Below are 18,982 nucleotides of genomic sequence, written 5' to 3'. Positions count from 1 at the left end.
GCCCGCCCACATCCGGCAGCACCCCGATCTCGGCCCCCAGAGATCCCTGAGATCGGTCCCGGGTGACGGGGGCGAGAATTCCGGGTGAAACGGACCATCCGGGATGGTTGGGACCCCGGACCACCTCTAAAGTCTTCACGTGACCAGCGATATCCCGAATACGGCCGAGGACGCCGAAGCCGGTGGGCAGCACCGCGCCTCCACCCTGGAACTGTTCTTCGACCTCGTGTTCGTCTTCACCATGACGCAGTTGACCCACGCCTTCACCCACCACCCCGGCTGGGCCGCGCTGGGGCAGGTGGCGCTCATGTTCGGGGTGATCTGGTGGATGTACGCCGGCTACGTCTGGCTCACCAACGAGGTCGCCCCCGACAATTCCAGCCGCCGCACCTGGCTGCTGATCGGCATGTTCGGCTTCTTCGTTCTCGCCCTGGCGATTCCGGACGCCTTCACCGGCTCCGGCCTGGCCTTCGGCCTGGCGTACGTGCTGGTCAACACCGTGCACACGCTGCTGTTCGCGAGCGCGGGCGGTGCGTCCGCCGCCCTGGCCATCCGCCGGATCGGCCCGATGAACGCGGTGTCGGCGGGTCTGGTGCTGGCCGGCGGGTTCATTCACGGCTGGCCCCGCTATCTGCTGTGGGGCCTGGCGTTCGCGATGCAGATCCTCACGCCCTACCTGGTCGACACCGGCGGCTTCGTGGTGCGCACCGCCCACTTCTGCGAACGGCACGGACTGGTTCTCATCGTGGCGCTGGGCGAGTCGGTGGTGGCCATGGGCGCCGGGCTCGCGGGCGAGGAGATCACGCCCGCGTTGATCGCCATGGTCGCGATGGGCCTGACCCTGGCCTACGTGCTGTGGTGGGCGTTCTTCGGGCTCGACGACGAACGCGGCGAACACGCTCTCGAGGCCCGCCCCACCGCCGAGCGCGCCCGCCCGGCCGTGGTGGCCTACGACTACGGCTTCTACGTACTGCTCGTCGGCATCATCCTGACCGCGGCCGGCATCAGCATGAGCATCGCGCACGGCGGGGAACCCGCGAGCACGGCCGCGGCCCTGGCCCTGTCGGGCGGGGTCGCGGTGTTCTTCCTGGGCCAGGCCGGTTTCCGCCGCGTGCTGGGCCTGCCCCGCCCCGGGCTGCGCCTGCTCGGCGCGGCCGCCGTGCTGGCCACCGCGCCCATCGGCGTGGTCTGGGTGGCGTGGGGCCAGCTCGCGGTCCTGGTCGCGGTCGCCTACGCCTTCGTGATCGCCGACGACGTGATCAGCGTGCGCGGCGGCGAGGAAGGCAAATACGTCAGCCGCCCGACTTTCGCCGTCCGCCGCCCGCGCGGCTAGTCACCGCGCGGCGCGGTTGCTGCTCGTGCGGACGTGCCCTGTGACCAATCCCTGACGTCTCCGCGCCACGCCGTCCGCGATGATGTGCGTGCGCGGGATCGGGGCCAGTATCGACCGCATGATCAGCCCCGAATACCTCCGCGACTCGATCGTGGGGAAGGCGTGCTCATGCGCGTATTGCTGACCGGCGCGGCCGGATTCATCGGATCGCACATCCACGACGCGCTGCGGCGCGCGGGGCACGAGGTCGTCGCGGTGGACCTCATGCTCGCGGCCGCACACGGTCCGGACGCCACGACGCCGGCGGGTGTGCGCCGGGTCGACGTGCGCGACCCGGACGCGCTCGCCGCGCTGCTGCCCGGCATCGACGCGGTTTGTCATCAGGCCGCGGTCGTCGGCGCGGGGGTGAACGCCTTCGACGCGCCCGCCTACGCCTCCCACAACGACCTCGGCACCGCGGTGCTGCTGGCCGCCATGGCCGGCGAGCGATGCCGCCACCTGGTGCTGGCGTCCTCGATGGTGGTGTACGGCGAGGGCCGCTACCGCGACGGCGACACCGATGTCATCCCGGCCGCCCGCACGGCCGCCGACCTCGACCGCGGCGTGTTCGACCACGTCGGCCGTTCCGGCGCACCGCTGGAATGGGCGGCCATCGACGAGGACGCCCCACTGCGTCCGCGCAGCCTGTACGCGGCGAGCAAAGCGGCGCAGGAGCATTACGCCGCCGCCTGGGCCGCGGCCACCGGCTCGACCGTGACCGCGCTGCGGTATCACAACGTGTACGGCGACCACATGCCCAGGGACACACCGTATTCCGGCGTCGCCGCGATCTTCCGATCGATGGCCGCGGCGGGCGAGGCCATTCGCGTCTTCGAAGACGGCCGCCAGACCCGGGATTTCGTGCACGTCCGCGATATCGCCGCCGCGAACGTGGCCGCGCTGGAACGCCCGCTCGAGCTCTTCACGCCGCTGAACGTCTCCTCCGGCCACCCGATCACCATCGCGGAGGTAGCCCGAATCCTGGCCACGGCGGCCGGCGGCAAGGATCCGGTGGTCACCGGCGACTACCGCTCCGGCGACGTCCGCCACATCGTCGCGTCCCCGGAACGGGCCACGGCGCTACTGGATTTCACCGCCGAGGTCACCCCGGCGGCCGGGCTCACCGAATTCGCCACCGCGCCACTGCGCGCGGTGTCGGCGGGGTCCGCGCCCGAGTGGCGCTGACCGGGTTCGCGCCCGCGTCGTCCGGCACGGTCGGGACGGGGAGTCGCGCGGCGTAGTGCCGAACGGGGGGCATCGATCGCGGGGAGGACCGCGCCGACAGTCCGGTTCGCGATCCGGTGCGCACCGAGTGGTCGAGTACCCGTGCCCCGCTCCAGCTTTCATCGTGGCGGGACACGGCCCGGGTTCAGTGCGCGGGTACCGGCGCGGGCGGTCCTTCCATCAGCAGCGGCAACCGCACCTGGAACCGGCAGCCCAGTTCCCGGTTCTCGGCGCTGATTTCGCCGTGGTGGGCCTGCACCAGCCCGGCGGCGATGGCCAGGCCCATTCCGCTGCTGCTGCCGAGTCCGGCGGCGGCGGGGGAGCGGGCCGAGCTGCCGCGATAGGCCACCTCGAAGATGCGCGGCAGATCGGTGGCGGTGATGCCCGGGCCGGTGTCCTCCACCCGCGCCCAGGCGTGGCCGTCGGCGCTGCCGCTGGACAGGTCGATGCGCCCGCCGGGCGGGGTGTGCGCGATGGCGTTGGCCACCAGGTTGGTGAGCACCCGGGTCAGCGCGTGATCGCTGGCGCACACCACTATTCGATCGCGCGGCTGGCTCGCGGCCAGGACGATGTGGGCGCGCTGGGCGGTGGGCTGGTTGGCGGCGAGCACCTCGTCGATGAGTTCGCGCAGATCCACCGGTTCCAGGCTCAGGCGCAGGGCCCCGGCGTTGATCTTCGACATCTCGAACAGATCGTCCACCATGGCCGAGAGCCGATTGGTGTCGCGCACAATTTGATTGGCGTAGCGCTCGATGTCCGCCTCGCGCCGGACCACGCCGTCGGCCAGCGCCTCGCCCATGGCGCGAATACCGGCCAGCGGCGTGCGCAGATCATGACTCACCCAGGCCACCAGTTCGCGCCGGGACTGCTCGGCCGCGCGCTCCTGGTCCAGCATCTCGCGTTCCCACACCGTGGTTCGCGCCTGCGCCCGGCCCAGCAGCACCGCCGCGGGCACGGTGACCGCCGTGACCACGCTCAGCACCACGGCGATCCGCTCGAACTCGGCGGTGAACATCAGCCCGCTCACCGCGACCACGCCGCTGAGGGTGGCCAGGGTCGGAATCAGCACCAGCACGGCCAGACTCGTCTTCATGGCGCGATTGCGGGTGTAGCGCAACAGCAGTGCGCCCAGGACCACGACGGGCAGCGATCCGGCGAGCGCGTAGCCGATCAGCTCGGTGGTGTCAGTCGGCATGATCGCGGTCCCAGGCGTAGCCGCGGCCCCACACGGTGTCGATGCGGTGGGCGTCGCCGAGCTTGGCGCGCAAGCGCTTGACGTGCACGGTCACCGTCGACAGATCCCCGAAGCTCCAGCCCCACACCTGGGCCAGCAGTTCGTCCCGGCTGAACACCCGGCGCTGATTGGCCAGCAGGAAGGCCAGCAGGTCGAATTCGCGTGCGGTCAGGTCGATCTGGGCGCCGGCCACGGTGGCGATCCGCGCGGACTGCCGCACCTCCACCGTGCCGCCGCGCAGGGTCGGCTCGTCCCGGCGGCGCACGGGATGTGAGCGGCGCAGCACCGAGGCGACCCGCAGCGCGAGTTCGCGCGGGCTGAACGGCTTGGTCACGTAATCGTCCGCCCCGGCCTGCAATCCGATGACCCGATCGTCCTCCTCGCCGAGCGCGGTGAGCAGGATGATCGGCGTGTTCGGATGCGGACCCGAGCGCACCGCCCGGCACAGGTCGATCCCGTCGGGCCGCGGCATCATGACGTCGAGCACGGCCAGATCGATCTCACCCCGCGCCAGCGCGGCCGCCGTGGCGGGCCCGTCCCCGGTCTCGATCACCTCCAGCCCGTCGCGTTCGAGGTAGCGCCGCACCACTTCCCGGACCATCGGGTCGTCGTCGGCCACGAGTATGCGCATGCGATTCACCAATTCGTCAGAATGACATGGGCCAGGACCAGTGTCCCGCCCGCCTGTACCGCGAGCCAGCCCCGCACGCCCCGCGCGGGCAACAGCGCGGCTCCCGCCAGCGCCCACACCTCGAACGGCAACCAGATCCGTTCCGTCTCGGCCTTGCTGAGCCCGCTGAGATCCGCCAGCAGCAACGCCGCGAACCCGGCCCCGGCGACCAGCGCCACCGGATCGACCGCGTCCCGCCACCGCACGAGCCGCCCGGCCGATCCGGGTGTGTCCGGCCCGCGCAGCAGAGTGCCGAAGCGCAGTCCGCGCACCACGCGGTGCGCCGCGGCCACCGGTGCGAGGCCGATCGCGCAGACCGTCCCCGCGAGGTTGGCCCACACCCAGTAGGAGTACGGCCGGTCGCTGGCTATGCCCTGGTAATACCGTTGCACCACCAGGTGATAGCCGTCGAGCCACCAGAATCCGGCGGCGTTGAACAGCGCCACCACCAGCAGCGCGGCCACCAGAGCGGGGAGCGCGGGGCGCAGGCCGCGCGCGAGCAGCACCGCCGCCGCGGGCACCGCCATGAGAATCATGCCGTAGCTGAGGAACAGCGCGAATCCGAACAGCGCGCCCGCCCCGCACGCCGCGACGACCCACCCGCGCCGCTGCCGGGTGGCGATGGCCGACAGCGCTACGGCCCAGGCCGTCACCCCCGCGAACAGCGCGTCCGCCGAGACGGCGAGCCAGATCGCGGCCGGGGCGAGAGCGAGGAAAGGCAGTGCGGCTCGGGCTTTTTGCTCGGCGTCCGCGCCCAGAGTGCGAATCGTGACCGGAACCGCCACGGCCGCAGCGCATCCCACGCTCATGCAGAGCAGCGCGGCCCACGCGCCGCCGCCGAGTCCGGCGCGGTCGAGCAGCACGAAGCTCAGCAGCGCGCCCGGCGGGTGGCCCGAGACATGGGTGGTCCAGGAGTCGGGCTGGAAATCCAGTATGCGGCCGGAGAATCCGCGCAGCATCGCCGCGATGTCGGTGACTCCGCCGACCTCGTGCAGGTATTCGTCGTGGGTGGTGAGCCGGCCGGCGAAACCGCGCTGCCAGCCGTCGACCATGGCCAGCGCGAACGCCCACGCCAGCGAAGTCACCCACGTGAGCAGCAGCGCCCGCCGCCAGGGCAGCCGCCGCGCCAGGTTCGGACCGTAGGCGACGACCAGCGCGGCGATCCCGATCGCCGGGCCGGTGCCCCAGCCGATATGCGGCAGCCAGGATCCGAAGATCGGCGCCGCGCCGGCGTAGAGATCGTTCCGCCACTGTTCGCTGAGGATTCGCGGAACCAGGAAAGCGGTGGCGACGAGTAGCGCTCCACCGAGCGCGCAGTAGAGATCGGCACGGCGGTGATCGGCGCGCACCCGGGTTTGGACAGCAGCATTCCGCACGGTCCCACCCTAGGCCGACACCCGGTCCGCGCACCCGCCGAATGGGCGTCGGTCCAGCTCCCGTCATACTTTTGTCACCGTTGTCTTCGGGGCCTGCCGGGCCGCAGGGACTTACGGTCTTCGGGTGACCGAAACGATCGAGCTGTCCGGAGTCACCGTCGTGATTCCGTGCCGGGACGAAGCAGGCGCACTTCCTGGCGTACTTTCCGCAATCCCCAAGGGCTACCACGTCATCGTGGTCGACAACGCCTCCACCGATGCCACCGCCGCCGTCGCCAGACTGGCCGGCGCTCGGGTCGTCACCGAACTCATCCTCGGCTACGGCAGCGCCGTGCAGGCCGGGCTGTCCGCCGCTCGCACCACCGTCGTCGCGGTGCTGGACGGCGACGGCTCCCTCGATCCGGCCGAATTGCCCGCTCTGGTAGCCGAACTCACCCCCGAGGTCGACATGGTGGTCGGCCGCCGCCGCCCCGTCGGCGCGGCGGCCTGGCCCTGGCACGCCCGCCTCGGGAACCGTCTGGTCAGCGCCCGCCTGCGCAGCCGCTACGGCCTCGCCGTCCACGACATCGCCGCGATGCGGGTGGTGCACCGCTCGCGACTGCTGGCCCTGGGCCCGCTGCACCCGCGCTCGGGCTATCCCCTCGAACTCCTGATCACCGCCGCCCGCGCGGGCTGGCGGCTGACCGAACGCGACGTCACCTACCGCCCCCGCACCCACGGCGTCTCCAAGGTCTCCGGCTCGGTACGCGGGACGATCAACGCCATCCGCGACTTCTGGAGTGTCCGATGAATCAAAATATGTGCACCGCAACAGATGTCGATCGCGACCGCGCTTCGGTGATGCCGCATGCGACACCGCGCGGCGATGCCTGCCGATGTACCACCGCGGCGGCCCGCGACATCGCGGATCGCACCGGTACCCGCCCGGCCGTGTCGCGGATGGTTCCCGCCGGGGGTGTGCGATGACTCGTCCGGACACTGCCGCGACGGTCCTGGTGGTCGCCAAGGCCCCGATCGCGGGCTTCGCCAAGACCCGGCTCACCCCGCCGCTGCGCCCGCGAGACGCGGCCCGCCTGGCCGCGAGCGCGCTGCTGGATACCCTCGCCGCGGTCCGCGCCAGCTCGGCCCGGCACCGGGTGGTGGCCTGGACGGGTGAACTGGCGGTGGCCGAGGAGGCGGAGACCATCGCCGCGGCCCTGCGCGACTTCACCGTGGTTCCCCAGCGCGGCAACACCTTCGGAGAGCGACTGGCCAACGCGCACGCCGACGCCGCGCGGCACGGGGCCCCGGTCCTCCAGATCGGCATGGACACCCCGCAGATCGACGCCGACCTGCTCGACGGGTGCCTGGCACGCCTGCTGGCGACCGGCGACTCGGTCCTCGGCCCCGCCGTCGACGGCGGCTGGTGGGCCCTGGGCGTGACCGATCCGCGGGCGGCCCGCGCCCTGGTGGACGTCCCCATGTCCACCCCGCAGACCGGCGAGTTCACCCGCGCTGCCTTGCGCCGCAACGGGTTCCACGTCCATGCCCTCCCGATGCTCACCGACGTCGATCACTACGCCGATGCCCTCGCCGTCGCCGCCCGGTGCCGCGGCCGCTTCGCCGCGACCCTGGCTCTCGTGGCCCCGGCCGATCCGTCCACACCGCGCATCACCCCGGACCTCGACCTCGAACCGGACTGTGCCATAACGGTTTCCCCGGCGGGAAGCCGCTGATGCCCGGCTTCCCGGACCCCGGGTCCCCGGATCCCGCGGGGGCCGGGGAGCCTTCGGATTCCGCCGCACCCGCGGCCGCCGCCGGGCTGATGCTGCCGGCCCCGCTCGCCGCGGCGGTAACCCCCACGCGGGGTGCGGGTTTGGCGGCGCGAGTGGGGATCGCGCTCGGGGTCGCGGTGGCCGTGTGCTTCTGCACCGGGCTGATCAGTCACTGGATTCAACACCCGCCCGGGTGGTTCGCCTGGCCCGTGCATCCGGTGTCGCTGTACCGGGTCACGCAGGGCGCGCACGTCATATCGGGTGTGGTGGCCATACCGCTGGTACTGGTGAAACTGTGGGCGGTGTATCCGCGGCTGTTCGCGCGGCCGCTGCTCGGCAACCCGCTGCGTCTGCTCGAACGCGGATCGATCGCGCTGCTGGTCGGCGCGATCCTGTTCCAACTGGTGACGGGACTGTTCAATACGGCGCAGTTCTACCCGTGGAAGTTCTTCTTCACCACGACGCACTACGCCATGGCCTACGTCGCGGCCGGTGCGCTGCTGGTGCACCTCGCGGTGAAGCTGCCGGTGGTGCGCGCGGCTCTCGCTCGACCGGAGGACGACCGGCCCGCGCCCGCGGTCGCCCATTCGGTCGCCCCCGCCCATTCGGCCGCGAGCCCCTCGAAAATGACTGCCGGACAACCCATCGCGCGCCGGGCGCTACTCACGGCCGCGGGCATCGGCGCTGCCGTCGCCGCGCTCTCCGTCGCCGGGCAGACCATTCCGTACCTGCGGTGGCTGGCGATCCTCTCGCCCCGCAGCGGTCAGGGCCCGCAGGGCGTTCCGGTGAACCGCACCGCGGCGGCCGCGGGCGTCTCGGACCGGGCCCGCGCCGCCGACTACCGGCTCACCGTCGACATCGGCGGTGACCGAAGGGAATTCACGCGCGCGGATCTCGAAGCCCTGCCCCAGGTCACCGCCGATCTCCCCATCGCCTGCGTGGAGGGCTGGAGCGCGGCGGCCCGCTGGACCGGCGTGCGCCTGCGCGACCTGCTCGCGACCGTCGGCCCCTACCCCGATCGCGACGTCCGCTTCGAGTCCCTGGAAACCGGTGGCATCTATCGGACTTCGATCCTGCCCGCACGGCACGTCCGCGCCCCCGACACCCTCGTAGCGTTGCGGCTCAACGGCGAAGACCTGGTCCTGGACCACGGCTATCCCTGCCGTCTCATCGCCCCCAACCGCCCCGGCGTCCTGCAAACCAAATGGCTCTCCCGCATCGAGGTGCTCGCATGAGACTCGCTCGCGCCCTGCTGATCCTGCTCGGCGTCGCCCTGGCCTGGTACGGGATCGCCCTGCTGCTGCGGATGAATCCCGCCGACCTGAAATCCATCGCGCTCTGGTTCGCGGGCGGAATCCTGCTGCACGACGCGGTTTTCGCGCCGGCCGCCGCGGCCCTCGGCCTCGCGGGCCGCCGCCTGCTCCCCACCTCGGCGTGGGGCCCGCTCGCGTGCGGCGCGCTGTGCACCGTCACGCTGGCGCTCATCGCGGTGCCGGTCCTGGGCCGCGCCCACGCCATCGCGGACAACCCCACGATCCTCGACCGCGCCTACCCCCTGGGCCTGGCCGTCGCCCTCGCGGTCATCTGGTCGGCGGTCCTGCTCGTGCTGCGCGGATCCGCTCCGTCGCGGACATCGAAGGTGAAAGGTGAACTACCATGACCGATTTCGCTGATCTGCGTGCCCTGTACATCAACTGCACGCTCAAGCGCTCCCCGGACCGCAGCAACACCGAGGGCCTGATCGACGTCAGCGCCCGCATCATGGAGAAGAACGGCGTCGCCGTCTCGCACATCCGCGCCGTGGACCACGACATCGCCACGGGCGTCTGGCCCGACATGACCGAGCACGGCTGGGAACGCGACGAATGGCCCGCGCTCCAGGAGCGGGTCATGGCCGCCGACATCCTCGTGCTGGCGGGCCCGATCTGGCTGGGCGACAACAGTTCCGTCATGAAGCGGGTCATCGAACGGCTCTACGCCAACTCCAGCGTGCTCAACGACTCCGGGCAGTACGCCTACTACGGCCGCGTCGGCGGCGCCTTGATCACCGGCAACGAGGACGGAATCAAGCACTGCGCCATGAACATCCTGTACAGCCTCCAGCACATCGGCTACAGCATCCCGCCGCAGGCCGACGCGGGCTGGATCGGCGAGGCGGGTCCGGGCCCGTCCTACCTGGACCCCGGCTCGGGCGGGCCCGAGAACGACTTCACCAATCGCAACACCACGTTCATGACCTGGAACCTCATGCACCTGGCCCGCCTGCTGAAATCGGCGGGCGGATTCCCGGTGCACGGCAACCAGCGCAGCGAATGGGATGCGGGCTGCCGCTTCGACTTCGAGAATCCCGAATACCGCTGAACCGGTGCGGGCGGGCGCGCGTCAGTCCCGTTCGGGCAGCGCGCATCCGTCCGGTCCGCACACCTCGCCGTCGGCGCCGGTGACGCTCTGCAGCACCGGCTCGTGATCACTCCACGCCTCGCGCAGCGCCTGGGCGAACACCTCGGCGGGCTGCGCGCCCGACACGCCGTATTTGCGATCGAGCACGAAGAACGGCACCCCGCGCGCACCCAGGCGGGCCGCTTCGGCCTCGTCCGCGCGCACCGCGGCGGCGTACGCGTCCGGGTCCGCGAGTACCGCGCGCACGGCGGCCTCATCGAAGCCGGCGCCCGTCGCGACCCGCACCAGACGCTCGGTATCGCCGAACAGCGGCTCGTCCTCGGCGAAATTGGCCGCGTACAGCGCGTCGATCATCGCGTCCTGCCGGCCCTGCTCGAGGGCGAAGTGCAGCAGCCGGTGCATGTCGAAACTGTTGCCGAAGTCGCGGCCCTCGATGCGATAGGTCAGGCCCATGGCCTCGGCCTGCGCGCCGATGCCGCGTTCGTTGGCCGCCGCCTGGGCCTCGCTGATGCCGTACTTCTCGGCGATGTGCGGCACCACGGCGTCGCTGTGATCGTGCGGCAGGGTCGGATCCAACTCGAACGACCGGTGCACCACCTCGACCGCGTCGCGATGCTCGAACTCCCCGAGCGCCTCCTCGAACCGCGCCTTGCCCAGGTAGCAGAACGGGCAGTTGATATCGGTCCAGATCTCGACCTGTACAGCCATCACACCTCATTCGAACGAAGGTTTCCGCAGGCCGGGGCCCCGGCCGCCGATATTTCCAACCGGCGTGACCCGGGGAAGATTCCACGGTGACCGGGCTCACATCACCCGGTTGTCACGTTCGGGGCGGCCCGGCTGTCTCCTGCCCGAACCCATCGAACGAGGCACCTGGAGCCGAACATGAACGCCACCACCGCAACCCACGACATCGTCGTCCTCGGCGCGGGCTACACCGGCATGCTGGCCGCCATCCGGGTGGCGCGCCGCACCCGGAAACTCGATACCCGGGTCACCCTGGTGAACCCGTCGGCCCGCTTCACCGAACGGCTGCGCATGCACCAGATCGCCGCCGGCCAGGAACTTGCCGATCACCGCATCCCGGACATCCTGGCGGGCTCGCCGGTGATCTTCCGGCAGGCCACGGCCACCGCCATCGATCCGGTGGCCCGCACCGTCACCCTCGACGACGCCGGCGTCCTGCGCTACGACACCCTCGTCTACGCGCTCGGCAGCGCCACCGATACCTCGCGCGTCCCCGGCGTGGCCGAACACGCCTGGACCCTGAACGATCCGCGCCTGGCCCGCCGGTTCTCCGAACGCCTCACCGAGGTCGCCGCCGCGCGCGGCCGCGTCACCGTCTGCGGCGGCGGGCTCACCGGCATCGAAGCGGCCGCCGAGATCGCCGAGGCGCACCCGGACCTCACCGTCACGCTGGTCGCCGCCGCCGAGCCCGGCGCGATGATGGGGGACCGGGCGCGAGCGCACCTGAACCGCGCACTCGATCGCCTCGGCGTCGAGCGCCGGGTCGGCGTGAAGGTCGTCAAGGTCCTGCCCGCGGCGGTGGGCCTGGACACCGGCGAGACCCTCGACTCGGATCTGACGCTGTGGACCACCGGCGTGCGCGTCTCCACGCTGGCCGCGCGGGCCGGAATCGCCACCGACGCACAGGGTCTCATCATCACCGATCCCACCCTGCGCTCGGTCTCGCACCCGGAGATCCGCGCTGTCGGCGACGCCGCCGCGGTCACCATGGCCTGGGGCCGGATCCACGGCACCTGCCAGTCCGGTCTGCCCACCGCCGCGTACGCCGCCGACGCCATCGCCCGCGAACTCCGCGGAAAGCCCGTGCGGCCCTTCCGCTTCGGCTACGTGCACCAGCCGGTGAGCCTGGGTCGCAAGGACGCGGTCGTGCAGTTCACCAACGCCGACGACACCCCGAAGCGCTGGTACCTGAAGGGCGGCGCGGCGGTGTTCTACAAGGAGAGCGTGTCGAGCAGCCCCGTGCCCGCGTTCAAGCGCAGTAGGAAGATGACCGCGCAGGTGCAGCTGTCCAAGGGCGGCCGCGCCACCCGGAAGACCGCGTGACACCCGCCCCGCGGCCGGATGCCGACCCGGCATCCGGCCGTCATTCGACACCGCAACCTCGGACCGGTAGGTATGTTTCTCATGCAGGACCGCACCCGCGCTGATTCCGGCACCCCGTCCCCGCGCCCCGGGGGTCGCGACCCGGTGATCGATCCCTTCGTCGAGCACCGCCGCCTGCTGTTCGGCACCGCGTACCAGATGCTCGGGACCGTCACCGACGCCGAGGACGTCCTGCAGGACACCTGGCTCAAATGGCATGGCGTCGATCAGGATTCGATCGAGTTTCCGAAGTCCTACCTGGTTCGCACGGTCACCAACCTGTCGCTGAACCGCCTCACCTCCGCCCGGGCCACCCGCGAGACCTACGTCGGGCCGTGGCTGCCCGAACCCCTGCTCACCACGAGCGCCGACGCCGCCGAGGAGACGGAATTGGCCGAGACCGTCTCGACCGCCATGCTGGTCGTGCTGGAAACCCTGACCCCCGTCGAACGCGCGGTCTTCGTTCTGCGCGAGGTCTTCGGGTATTCGCACGCCGAGATCGCCGGATTCCTGGACCGCCCCGAGGCCACCGTGCGCCAGATCGCGCACCGCGCCCGCTCCCACGTGCAGTCCCGCCGCCCGCGGTTCGACGCCGACGACGCGGCCCGCCGCGAGGTCACCGCGAAATTCATGGCCGCCTGCCAGGGCGGGGACCTCAACGCGCTGATGGAACTGCTCGCCCCCGACATCACGCTGTGGAACGACGGCGGCGGCAAGGTCACCGCGGCCCGCCGCCCGCTGCACGGCCCCGATCACGTGGCCCGCTGGATGCTGGGCGTCATGGCCAAACCGGTTAGCGCCGGCATCCGCCTCGAACCCGCCGTCATCAACGGCGAGCTCGGCATCCTCGGCAAGATCGGGGACTACACCGTGGGCGCACTCACCTTCGACCTGGTCGACGGCCGCATCGAACACCTCCGCTTCCAGGTGAACCCGGACAAGCTCGGCGGACTGCGCCCGGCGGGAGAGACCCCGGCCTAGCCCGCTCGCCGTGGTCGATCCGGTAGCGGACATCGGTGTTTCCGGTGCGGGTCATCGGTGGACCGGGGAGCTCGGCGGAGGTGTGCACGCCGAGGCCGGCGAGGGTATCCACGGCGAGGTGACCGCTCGCGGCGAACATCCGCGGGTTCACCCGCCGGGCGGACCGGATGGAGTGTCCGCACAGGTCGCTCGCAGCGGTGTGTGCGCGATCCGCCAGGATGGGACATCGTGAGCGCCGAAGAACTCTCCACCGAGCCACTCGCGGCGGCGCGCCGCCTGCTCGGGGCCACGCTTGCGGCCGGTTCGGTGGTCATGCGCATCGTCGAAGTCGAGGCGTACGGCGGTGACCCGGCGGGGCCGTGGCCCGACCCGGCCGCGCACTCGGGCCGGGGTCGTACGGCTCGCAACGCGGCCATGTTCGGGCCGCCGGGGGTGCTGTACGTCTACCTCAGCTACGGCATGCACACCTGCGTGAACGTCACCACCGGCCCGGACGGGATCGCCAGTGCGGTCCTGGTGCGCGCGGGGGAGATCATCGAGGGGTACGACGACGTGCGCCCGCGCCGCCCGGCCGCGCGGACGGATGCCGACCTTGCCAGGGGCCCGGGCAATGTGGGCAGCGCGCTCGGAATCACCCTGCCGGACTACGGAACCCGGCTCTTCGACCCGAAAGCGCCCGTCCGCCTGGAACTCTCGGCCCCGATCACCGACGACTCGGCGATCGGGACGGGGCCGCGCGTCGGGGTGAGCCTGGCCGCCGACCGGCCGTGGCGACTCTGGTTGCGCGACTCCCCGGCCGTCTCGGCCTACCGGCGCAGTCCCCGCGCACCGCGGCCCGGCGAATCCACCTAGTCCCCGACACGTTCGTCGGCACCGGTCGCGCCCACCCGTGTCCGGGCCCGGACACGATCGCGCCCGCCGGAGCGCAACAGTCCGCATGCGCGACGGCCCGACCGCCGGCCGGTGCGCCGGCATCCCGGTCACGGCCCGGAATCCGGCGAACGGGGAGTCGCGGGGAGCGGTCCGGCCGCAGCGAGCGGCCGCGTCCGCCCCGGGCCCGCGACCGCCCGCACAACGCCGAACCTGGAACGGAATTTCCCCGGCGGTCTACCGTGGAATGGATGCAGTACTCCACGAGGGGGTTTCATGTTCAGCCGATTCTCCGAGCGCGCCCGCCGAATAGTGATCCTGTCGCAGGAGGAGGCCATGCTGCTCCAGCACGACTACATCGGCACCGAGCACCTGCTGCTCGGCCTGCTGCACGAGGGTGAGGGCCGGGCCGCGCACATTCTCGGCCTGCTCGGGGTCGATCTGAAGATGACGCGCGATCGGGTCGAGGAACTGCGCGGGCGCGGCGCCGAGCAGCCCGCCGGGCACGTGCCCTTCACCGCGCGCGCCAAACGCGTCCTCGAACTGTCGCTCATCGAGGCGAAAGGGCTGGGCGACAAGGAAATCGGCAGCGAGCACCTGCTGCTCGGCCTGGTCGGGGAGACCGCCGGCACGGCCGCCCGCATCCTGACCGCGCTCGACGTGGACGCCCACACCGTGCGCGTGCGGGTCCGGGAACTGCACGGTCGCCCGCTCGAGTCCCTCGAATCCCTCGAGCGGGAGACCATCGCCGCGCCCCGTCCCGGCCGTCGCGAACTGGAACAGCGCGTGCTCGAGCTGGAACGCCGGGTCAGCGAGCTCGAACAGCTGGTGCGCCCGCCCGGTCCGGCCGACGCCACCGGGTGACGACCTCGTCCCCGTAAACCTGGGTGAACAACTCCCACAGCGTCCGCGCGGACACCTCGGCGCCGGACTCGTCGGTCAGGCGCTGCACGTGCCGGGCGAAATCGATCTGCAGTTCGCGCGGCAGACTCAGCCCGTACTCGGACTCGAGCAGATAGGCGATCCCGCCCTTGCCGGACTGCGAATTCACCCGGATCACCGCGTCGTAGGTGCGGCCCACATCCGCCGGATCGATGGGCAGATACGGCACCGCCCACGCGATGTCGCGCTCGTCCCGCCCGGTGCGCGCGGCCCGCTCCCGATGTTCGGCGAACCCCTTCTTGATGGCGTCCTGGTGCGTGCCGGAGAACGCGGTGTAGACCAGATCACCCGCGTACGGATGCCGTTCGTGCACGTCGATGCCCGTGCAGTGCTCGACCGTGCGCTTCACCCGGTCGATATCGGAGAAGTCGATCATCGGGTTCACGCCCTGCGCGTGCAGATTCAGCGCCAGCGTGGCCAGATCCACGTTGCCGGTGCGCTCGCCGTTGCCGAACACGCAACCCTCCACCCGCTGCGCCCCGGCCAGTACCGCCAGCTCGGCGCAGGCCACCCCGGTGCCACGGTCGTTGTGCGGGTGCACCGACAGGATCACGCTGTCCCGGCGCGCCAGATTCCGGTGCATGTACTCGATCTGGTCGGCGTACACGTTCGGCGTCGCCACCTCCACGGTCGCCGGCAGGTTCAGGACCACCGGCCGCTGCGGCGTGGCATCCCAGAGCGTGGTCATGCGGTCGCAGATATCGAGCACGAAGTCGGGCTCGGTCAGCATGAAGACTTCCGGGGAGAACTGGAACCGCACGTTCGGCATCTCGCCCGCCAGCCGCAGGATGTCCCGGCCACCGGCCACGATGAGGTCGGCGACCTGCTCGCGCGTGGAGCCGAGCACCACCTCGCGCCAGACCGGCGCGGTCGCGGTGTACATGTGGATCACCACGTCGTTGGTGATCCCGCGCACCGATTCCACGGTCCGCTCGATGAGATCGCGACGTGCGGGGGTGAAGACCACGATGGACACATCCTCGGGGGCCAGGCGCTCGGCGCCGATGAGCCGGACGAAGTCGAAGTCGGCCTGGGAGGCGCTGGGATAGCCGACCTCGATCTCCTTGTAGCCCATGCCTACCAGCAGCTCGAAGAACTCGCGCTTGCGCGCCGGGTCCATGGGTTCGGGCAGCGCCTGATTGCCGTCGCGCAGGTCGACCGGCACCCACAGCGGGGCGGCGGTGATGGTGTTGGCGGGCCAGTGCCGATCGGTCAGCGGTACCGAAACCCGCTGGTGCACATCGCGATACCGATGCGAGGGCATGGCGGAGGGTTGCTGTCGATTCCAGTGCGGAGAAGTGTTCACGAGTGTGCCGTGCGCTTTCGCGTCGATGAGGGACCGGCACGCCACAGCACCCGCGAGCGGGGTGCCGGTCGATCAGACCCCGCTGCGGCAGCGAAGGAGAAGCAGCACACCCTGTTCCATGTGACCTAGACTAGAGGGCGATAACTCCTCAGACAAGTAGAGAAGTGGAGAAGTTGTGGCGCAGGTCCAGCGACACCCGCTCGCCACCCAGGCCGCCGAGGTTCTGCTGGCCCGGATTCGCGCGGGGGAATGGGAACTCGGGCACAAGCTGCCCGGGGAGACCACCCTGGCGCCGCAACTCGGCGTCGGGCGCTCCACGCTGCGCGAGGCCATTCGCGAACTCTCCGGCCGCGGCGTTCTCGAAAGCCGCCAGGGCGCGGGCGTTTTCGTCACCTCACTCGATCCCGTCGAAGACTGGGACACCGTGCTGCGCCGCGCGGACATCGTCATGGTCATCGAGGCCCGCATCGCCATCGAGGCCGAAGCCGCCGCCCTGGCCGCCACGCGCCGCACCCCCGCGGACCTGCGCTCCATGCTGCGCGCCCTGAACGCCCGCACCGAGGCGGCCACCACCGAAGCCCTGGTCGACGCGGACACCGCCTTCCACCGCACGGTCATCGCCGCCGCGCACAACGACGTGCTCCTCGAGATGTTCAATGCCTTCGTCCCGCGCTCGCGCCGCGCCATGATCGACATGCTCACCCTGAAGCCGATGGCCGACCCGCGCGCGGATCACCACGCGCACGAACACCTCTACGACGCGATCCGCGCGCACAAGCCGGAGGCCGCCGCGTCCGCGAGCCGCGTGCACCTGACAGCGCTGAAAGCGGCATTCGAGGGCTAACCGCGCCCCGGGCGAATAATGCCTCGACCCCGGGCACGCCACCGCGCACAATCGGCGGCGGATTCCCCGTGTACCCGCCCGCCCACCGGGCAATGCGCACGCGGGTCCGACCCGCCGCCGACCTGTCCGTCGGCGAGCTACCGACGTGCGGAAAGATGGGTACGGTGACCGGCGACATCATTGATGAACTCACTTGGCGCGGCTTGATCGCGCAGTCCACCGACCTGGACGCCCTGCGGGCGGACCTGGCCGAGGGACCGCTCACCCTCTACGCCGGATTCGATCCCACCGCGGCCAGCCTGCACGCCGGGCACCTCGTCCCGCTGCTGGCGCTCAAGCGTTTCCAGCGCGCCGGACATCGCCCGGTCGTGCTCGCCGGCGGGGCCACCGGCCTCATCGGCGACCCGCGTGACGTGGGCGAGCGCACCATGAACTCCACCGACACCGTGGCCGAGTGGGCCGGGCGCATTCGCTCGCAGCTCGAGCGGTTCGTCGACATCGACGATTCCCCCACGGGCGCGATCATCGCGAACAACATGGACTGGACCGGGCCCATGAGCACGGTGAACTTCCTGCGCGACATCGGCAAGCACTTCTCGATCAACGTCATGCTCGCCCGCGACACGGTCAAGCGCCGCCTCGAGAGCGACGGCATGTCCTACACCGAGTTCAGCTACATGCTGCTGCAGGCCAACGACTACCTGGAACTGCGCCGCAAGCACGCGTGCCGGCTGCAGGTCGGCGGCTCGGACCAGTGGGGCAACATCATCGCCGGCGTCGAACTGAACCGCCGCGTCGACGGCGAGCACGTGCACGCCCTCACCGTTCCCCTGGTGACCTCGGCCGACGGCAAGAAGTTCGGCAAGTCCACCGGCGGCGGCAGCCTCTGGCTCGATCCGGAGATGACCAGTCCCTACGCCTGGTACCAGTACTTCGTGAACACCGCGGACGCCGACGTGGTCCGCTACCTGCGCTGGTTCACCTTCCTCTCGCGGGAGGAACTCGACGAGCTGGAGCAGGCGACCGTCGAGCGCCCGCACGCCCGCGAGGCCCAGCGCCGCCTGGCAGCGGAGATGACCACGCTGGTGCACGGGGAGGAGAACACCCGCTCGGTGCAGCTGGCCAGTCAGGCGCTCTTCGGCCGTGGCGAACTCGCCGAGCTGAACGAATCCACCCTGGCGGCCGCGCTCACCGAGGCCGCGGTCGACGGCAAGGTCGCCGAATCCACTTCGGCGTCAACGATTGTCGACCTGCTGGTGGCGACCGGTCTGTCCGATAGCCGCGGCGCGGCCCGCCGCGCGGTCAACGAGGGCGGTGTCGCGGTGAACAACCAGAAGGTGTCCGACCTGGAGTGGACCCCGTCCGACGCCGACTACCTGCACGAACACTGGCTGGTGCTGCGCCGGGGCAAGAAGAACTTCGCCGGCGCCCGCCGGGCAGGCTGACCCGCTCGAACCCGAATTTCCATGACCTGGGTCACAATTGGGTGGCCCGGGTCGGGAAATGCCCCTGAACGCGGTCCCGCGACCAGCGCTGATGGGTGCGTGACCAGGCGATTTGACGTTCCGTTTCCCGGCACGTAACTTATTCCAGGTCAGAGCGACACGGACACCGACCGGGTGCCGAACGCCCAGCTCAGAGGCTGGAAACGCGGATCCGGAAACGAGGTAGTACGAGGAGCGCCTGACAGACAGGCAAGACGATCTGGAACCCCGAGTTTGACTCGATGGGAGACAGGCGTTAGGCTGGAAAAGTTGCCTCAGAGACTATCCGGGACATTGAGCCCGCGAAGTTCTGTGTGCGCCTGTTCTTTGAGAACTCAATAGTGTGTCGATGAATGTCAGTGCCAATAATTTATTGGTTCCGATCTTCCACACCCCCGTGTGAGAGGGTCGGACAT

The 18,982-nt window shown here is 70.7% G+C and carries 18 protein-coding genes; 13 read left to right on the top strand and 5 right to left on the bottom strand.

The window, feature by feature from the left end:
- Positions 1-139 precede the first annotated feature (139 nt).
- Both ACFVBH_RS36135 and ACFVBH_RS36130 read left to right on the top strand, forming a co-directional pair.
- Positions 140-1,333 carry a low temperature requirement protein A gene (locus ACFVBH_RS36135; RefSeq protein WP_354989456.1) on the top strand — a complete coding sequence of 398 codons (1,194 nt, stop codon included), beginning with the start codon at positions 140-142 and terminating at the stop codon, positions 1,331-1,333.
- A gap of 168 nt (positions 1,334-1,501) precedes the next feature.
- Positions 1,502-2,557 (top strand): NAD-dependent epimerase/dehydratase family protein, encoded by a 1,056-nt coding sequence (locus ACFVBH_RS36130; RefSeq protein WP_354989457.1) that lies wholly within the window; start codon positions 1,502-1,504, stop codon positions 2,555-2,557.
- Between the two features lie 184 nt (positions 2,558-2,741).
- Here ACFVBH_RS36130 and ACFVBH_RS36125 read toward each other — a convergent pair whose 3' ends face one another.
- The 3 genes from ACFVBH_RS36125 to ACFVBH_RS36115 are packed head-to-tail and all read right to left on the bottom strand — an operon-like array spanning position 2,742 to position 5,876.
- On the bottom strand, positions 2,742-3,791 hold the full coding sequence (locus ACFVBH_RS36125; protein ID WP_354989458.1) for a HAMP domain-containing sensor histidine kinase: 1,050 nt from the start codon (positions 3,789-3,791) through the stop codon (positions 2,742-2,744).
- Positions 3,781-4,461 (bottom strand): response regulator transcription factor, encoded by a 681-nt coding sequence (locus ACFVBH_RS36120; RefSeq protein ID WP_379008800.1) that lies wholly within the window; start codon positions 4,459-4,461, stop codon positions 3,781-3,783. Before ACFVBH_RS36120 ends, ACFVBH_RS36125 begins: the two co-directional genes overlap by 11 nt.
- Positions 4,462-4,466: 5 nt before the next feature.
- Entirely contained in the window at positions 4,467-5,876 is a 1,410-nt protein-coding gene (locus tag ACFVBH_RS36115; protein WP_379008798.1) for a hypothetical protein, read from the bottom strand.
- Positions 5,877-6,000: 124 nt separating this feature from the next.
- Here ACFVBH_RS36115 and ACFVBH_RS36110 point away from each other — a divergent pair, with 124 nt between their 5' ends.
- From ACFVBH_RS36110 to ACFVBH_RS36090, 5 genes are all read left to right on the top strand, one after another.
- Positions 6,001-6,666: a glycosyltransferase family 2 protein gene (locus ACFVBH_RS36110; RefSeq protein WP_354989460.1), complete on the top strand. Its 666-nt coding sequence runs from the start codon at positions 6,001-6,003 to the stop codon at positions 6,664-6,666.
- A gap of 172 nt (positions 6,667-6,838) precedes the next feature.
- On the top strand, positions 6,839-7,591 hold the full coding sequence (locus ACFVBH_RS36105; protein ID WP_379008795.1) for a DUF2064 domain-containing protein: 753 nt from the start codon (positions 6,839-6,841) through the stop codon (positions 7,589-7,591).
- An 89-nt stretch (positions 7,592-7,680) separates the two neighbouring features.
- Positions 7,681-8,865 (top strand): molybdopterin-dependent oxidoreductase, encoded by a 1,185-nt coding sequence (locus ACFVBH_RS36100; protein WP_379009782.1) that lies wholly within the window; start codon positions 7,681-7,683, stop codon positions 8,863-8,865.
- Positions 8,862-9,290, top strand: coding sequence for a hypothetical protein (locus ACFVBH_RS36095; protein ID WP_379008793.1), 429 nt, complete (start codon positions 8,862-8,864; stop codon positions 9,288-9,290). Before ACFVBH_RS36100 ends, ACFVBH_RS36095 begins: the two co-directional genes overlap by 4 nt.
- Positions 9,287-9,991 (top strand): flavodoxin family protein, encoded by a 705-nt coding sequence (locus tag ACFVBH_RS36090; protein ID WP_379008791.1) that lies wholly within the window; start codon positions 9,287-9,289, stop codon positions 9,989-9,991. The genes ACFVBH_RS36095 and ACFVBH_RS36090 overlap by 4 nt, the downstream gene beginning before the upstream one ends.
- 21 nt (positions 9,992-10,012) lie before the next feature.
- On the opposite strand, the gene ACFVBH_RS36085 is transcribed toward ACFVBH_RS36090, so the two are convergent.
- Positions 10,013-10,738 (bottom strand): DsbA family oxidoreductase, encoded by a 726-nt coding sequence (locus ACFVBH_RS36085; protein ID WP_354989464.1) that lies wholly within the window; start codon positions 10,736-10,738, stop codon positions 10,013-10,015.
- Positions 10,739-10,915: 177 nt separating this feature from the next.
- Here ACFVBH_RS36085 and ACFVBH_RS36080 point away from each other — a divergent pair, with 177 nt between their 5' ends.
- From ACFVBH_RS36080 to ACFVBH_RS36065, 4 genes are all read left to right on the top strand, one after another.
- Positions 10,916-12,100: an NAD(P)/FAD-dependent oxidoreductase gene (locus tag ACFVBH_RS36080; RefSeq protein WP_379008788.1), complete on the top strand. Its 1,185-nt coding sequence runs from the start codon at positions 10,916-10,918 to the stop codon at positions 12,098-12,100.
- A gap of 81 nt (positions 12,101-12,181) precedes the next feature.
- Positions 12,182-13,120, top strand: a complete 939-nt coding sequence (locus ACFVBH_RS36075; RefSeq protein ID WP_354989466.1) for an RNA polymerase sigma-70 factor — start codon at positions 12,182-12,184, stop codon at positions 13,118-13,120.
- A 228-nt stretch (positions 13,121-13,348) separates the two neighbouring features.
- Complete coding sequence (locus tag ACFVBH_RS36070; protein WP_379008786.1) at positions 13,349-13,972, top strand: DNA-3-methyladenine glycosylase; 624 nt, start codon at positions 13,349-13,351, stop codon at positions 13,970-13,972.
- A gap of 294 nt (positions 13,973-14,266) precedes the next feature.
- A complete protein-coding gene (locus tag ACFVBH_RS36065; RefSeq protein WP_354989468.1) occupies positions 14,267-14,854 on the top strand; it encodes a Clp protease N-terminal domain-containing protein in 588 nt (195 codons plus the stop codon).
- Here the strand turns inward: ACFVBH_RS36065 and ACFVBH_RS36060 are convergent.
- Positions 14,799-16,196 (bottom strand): 2-isopropylmalate synthase, encoded by a 1,398-nt coding sequence (locus ACFVBH_RS36060; RefSeq protein WP_354989469.1) that lies wholly within the window; start codon positions 16,194-16,196, stop codon positions 14,799-14,801. The two genes, ACFVBH_RS36065 and ACFVBH_RS36060, sit on opposite strands and share 56 nt — an antisense overlap.
- A gap of 217 nt (positions 16,197-16,413) precedes the next feature.
- Between ACFVBH_RS36060 and ACFVBH_RS36055 the strand changes: the two genes are divergently transcribed.
- Together ACFVBH_RS36055 and tyrS are read left to right on the top strand one after the other, a co-directional pair.
- Positions 16,414-17,082, top strand: a complete 669-nt coding sequence (locus ACFVBH_RS36055; RefSeq protein ID WP_354989470.1) for an FCD domain-containing protein — start codon at positions 16,414-16,416, stop codon at positions 17,080-17,082.
- Positions 17,083-17,246: 164 nt separating this feature from the next.
- Positions 17,247-18,527 (top strand): tyrosine--tRNA ligase, encoded by a 1,281-nt coding sequence (tyrS, locus tag ACFVBH_RS36050; RefSeq protein WP_354989475.1) that lies wholly within the window; start codon positions 17,247-17,249, stop codon positions 18,525-18,527.
- The last annotated feature ends 455 nt before the right edge of the window (positions 18,528-18,982 follow it).

Origin of the sequence: Nocardia sp. NPDC057668, assembly GCF_042799795.1 — a bacterium.
GTDB lineage: Bacteria > Actinomycetota > Actinomycetes > Mycobacteriales > Mycobacteriaceae > Nocardia.
Note: the sequence above shows the minus strand (reverse complement) of the source record. Positions and strands in the feature narration are given on the sequence as shown.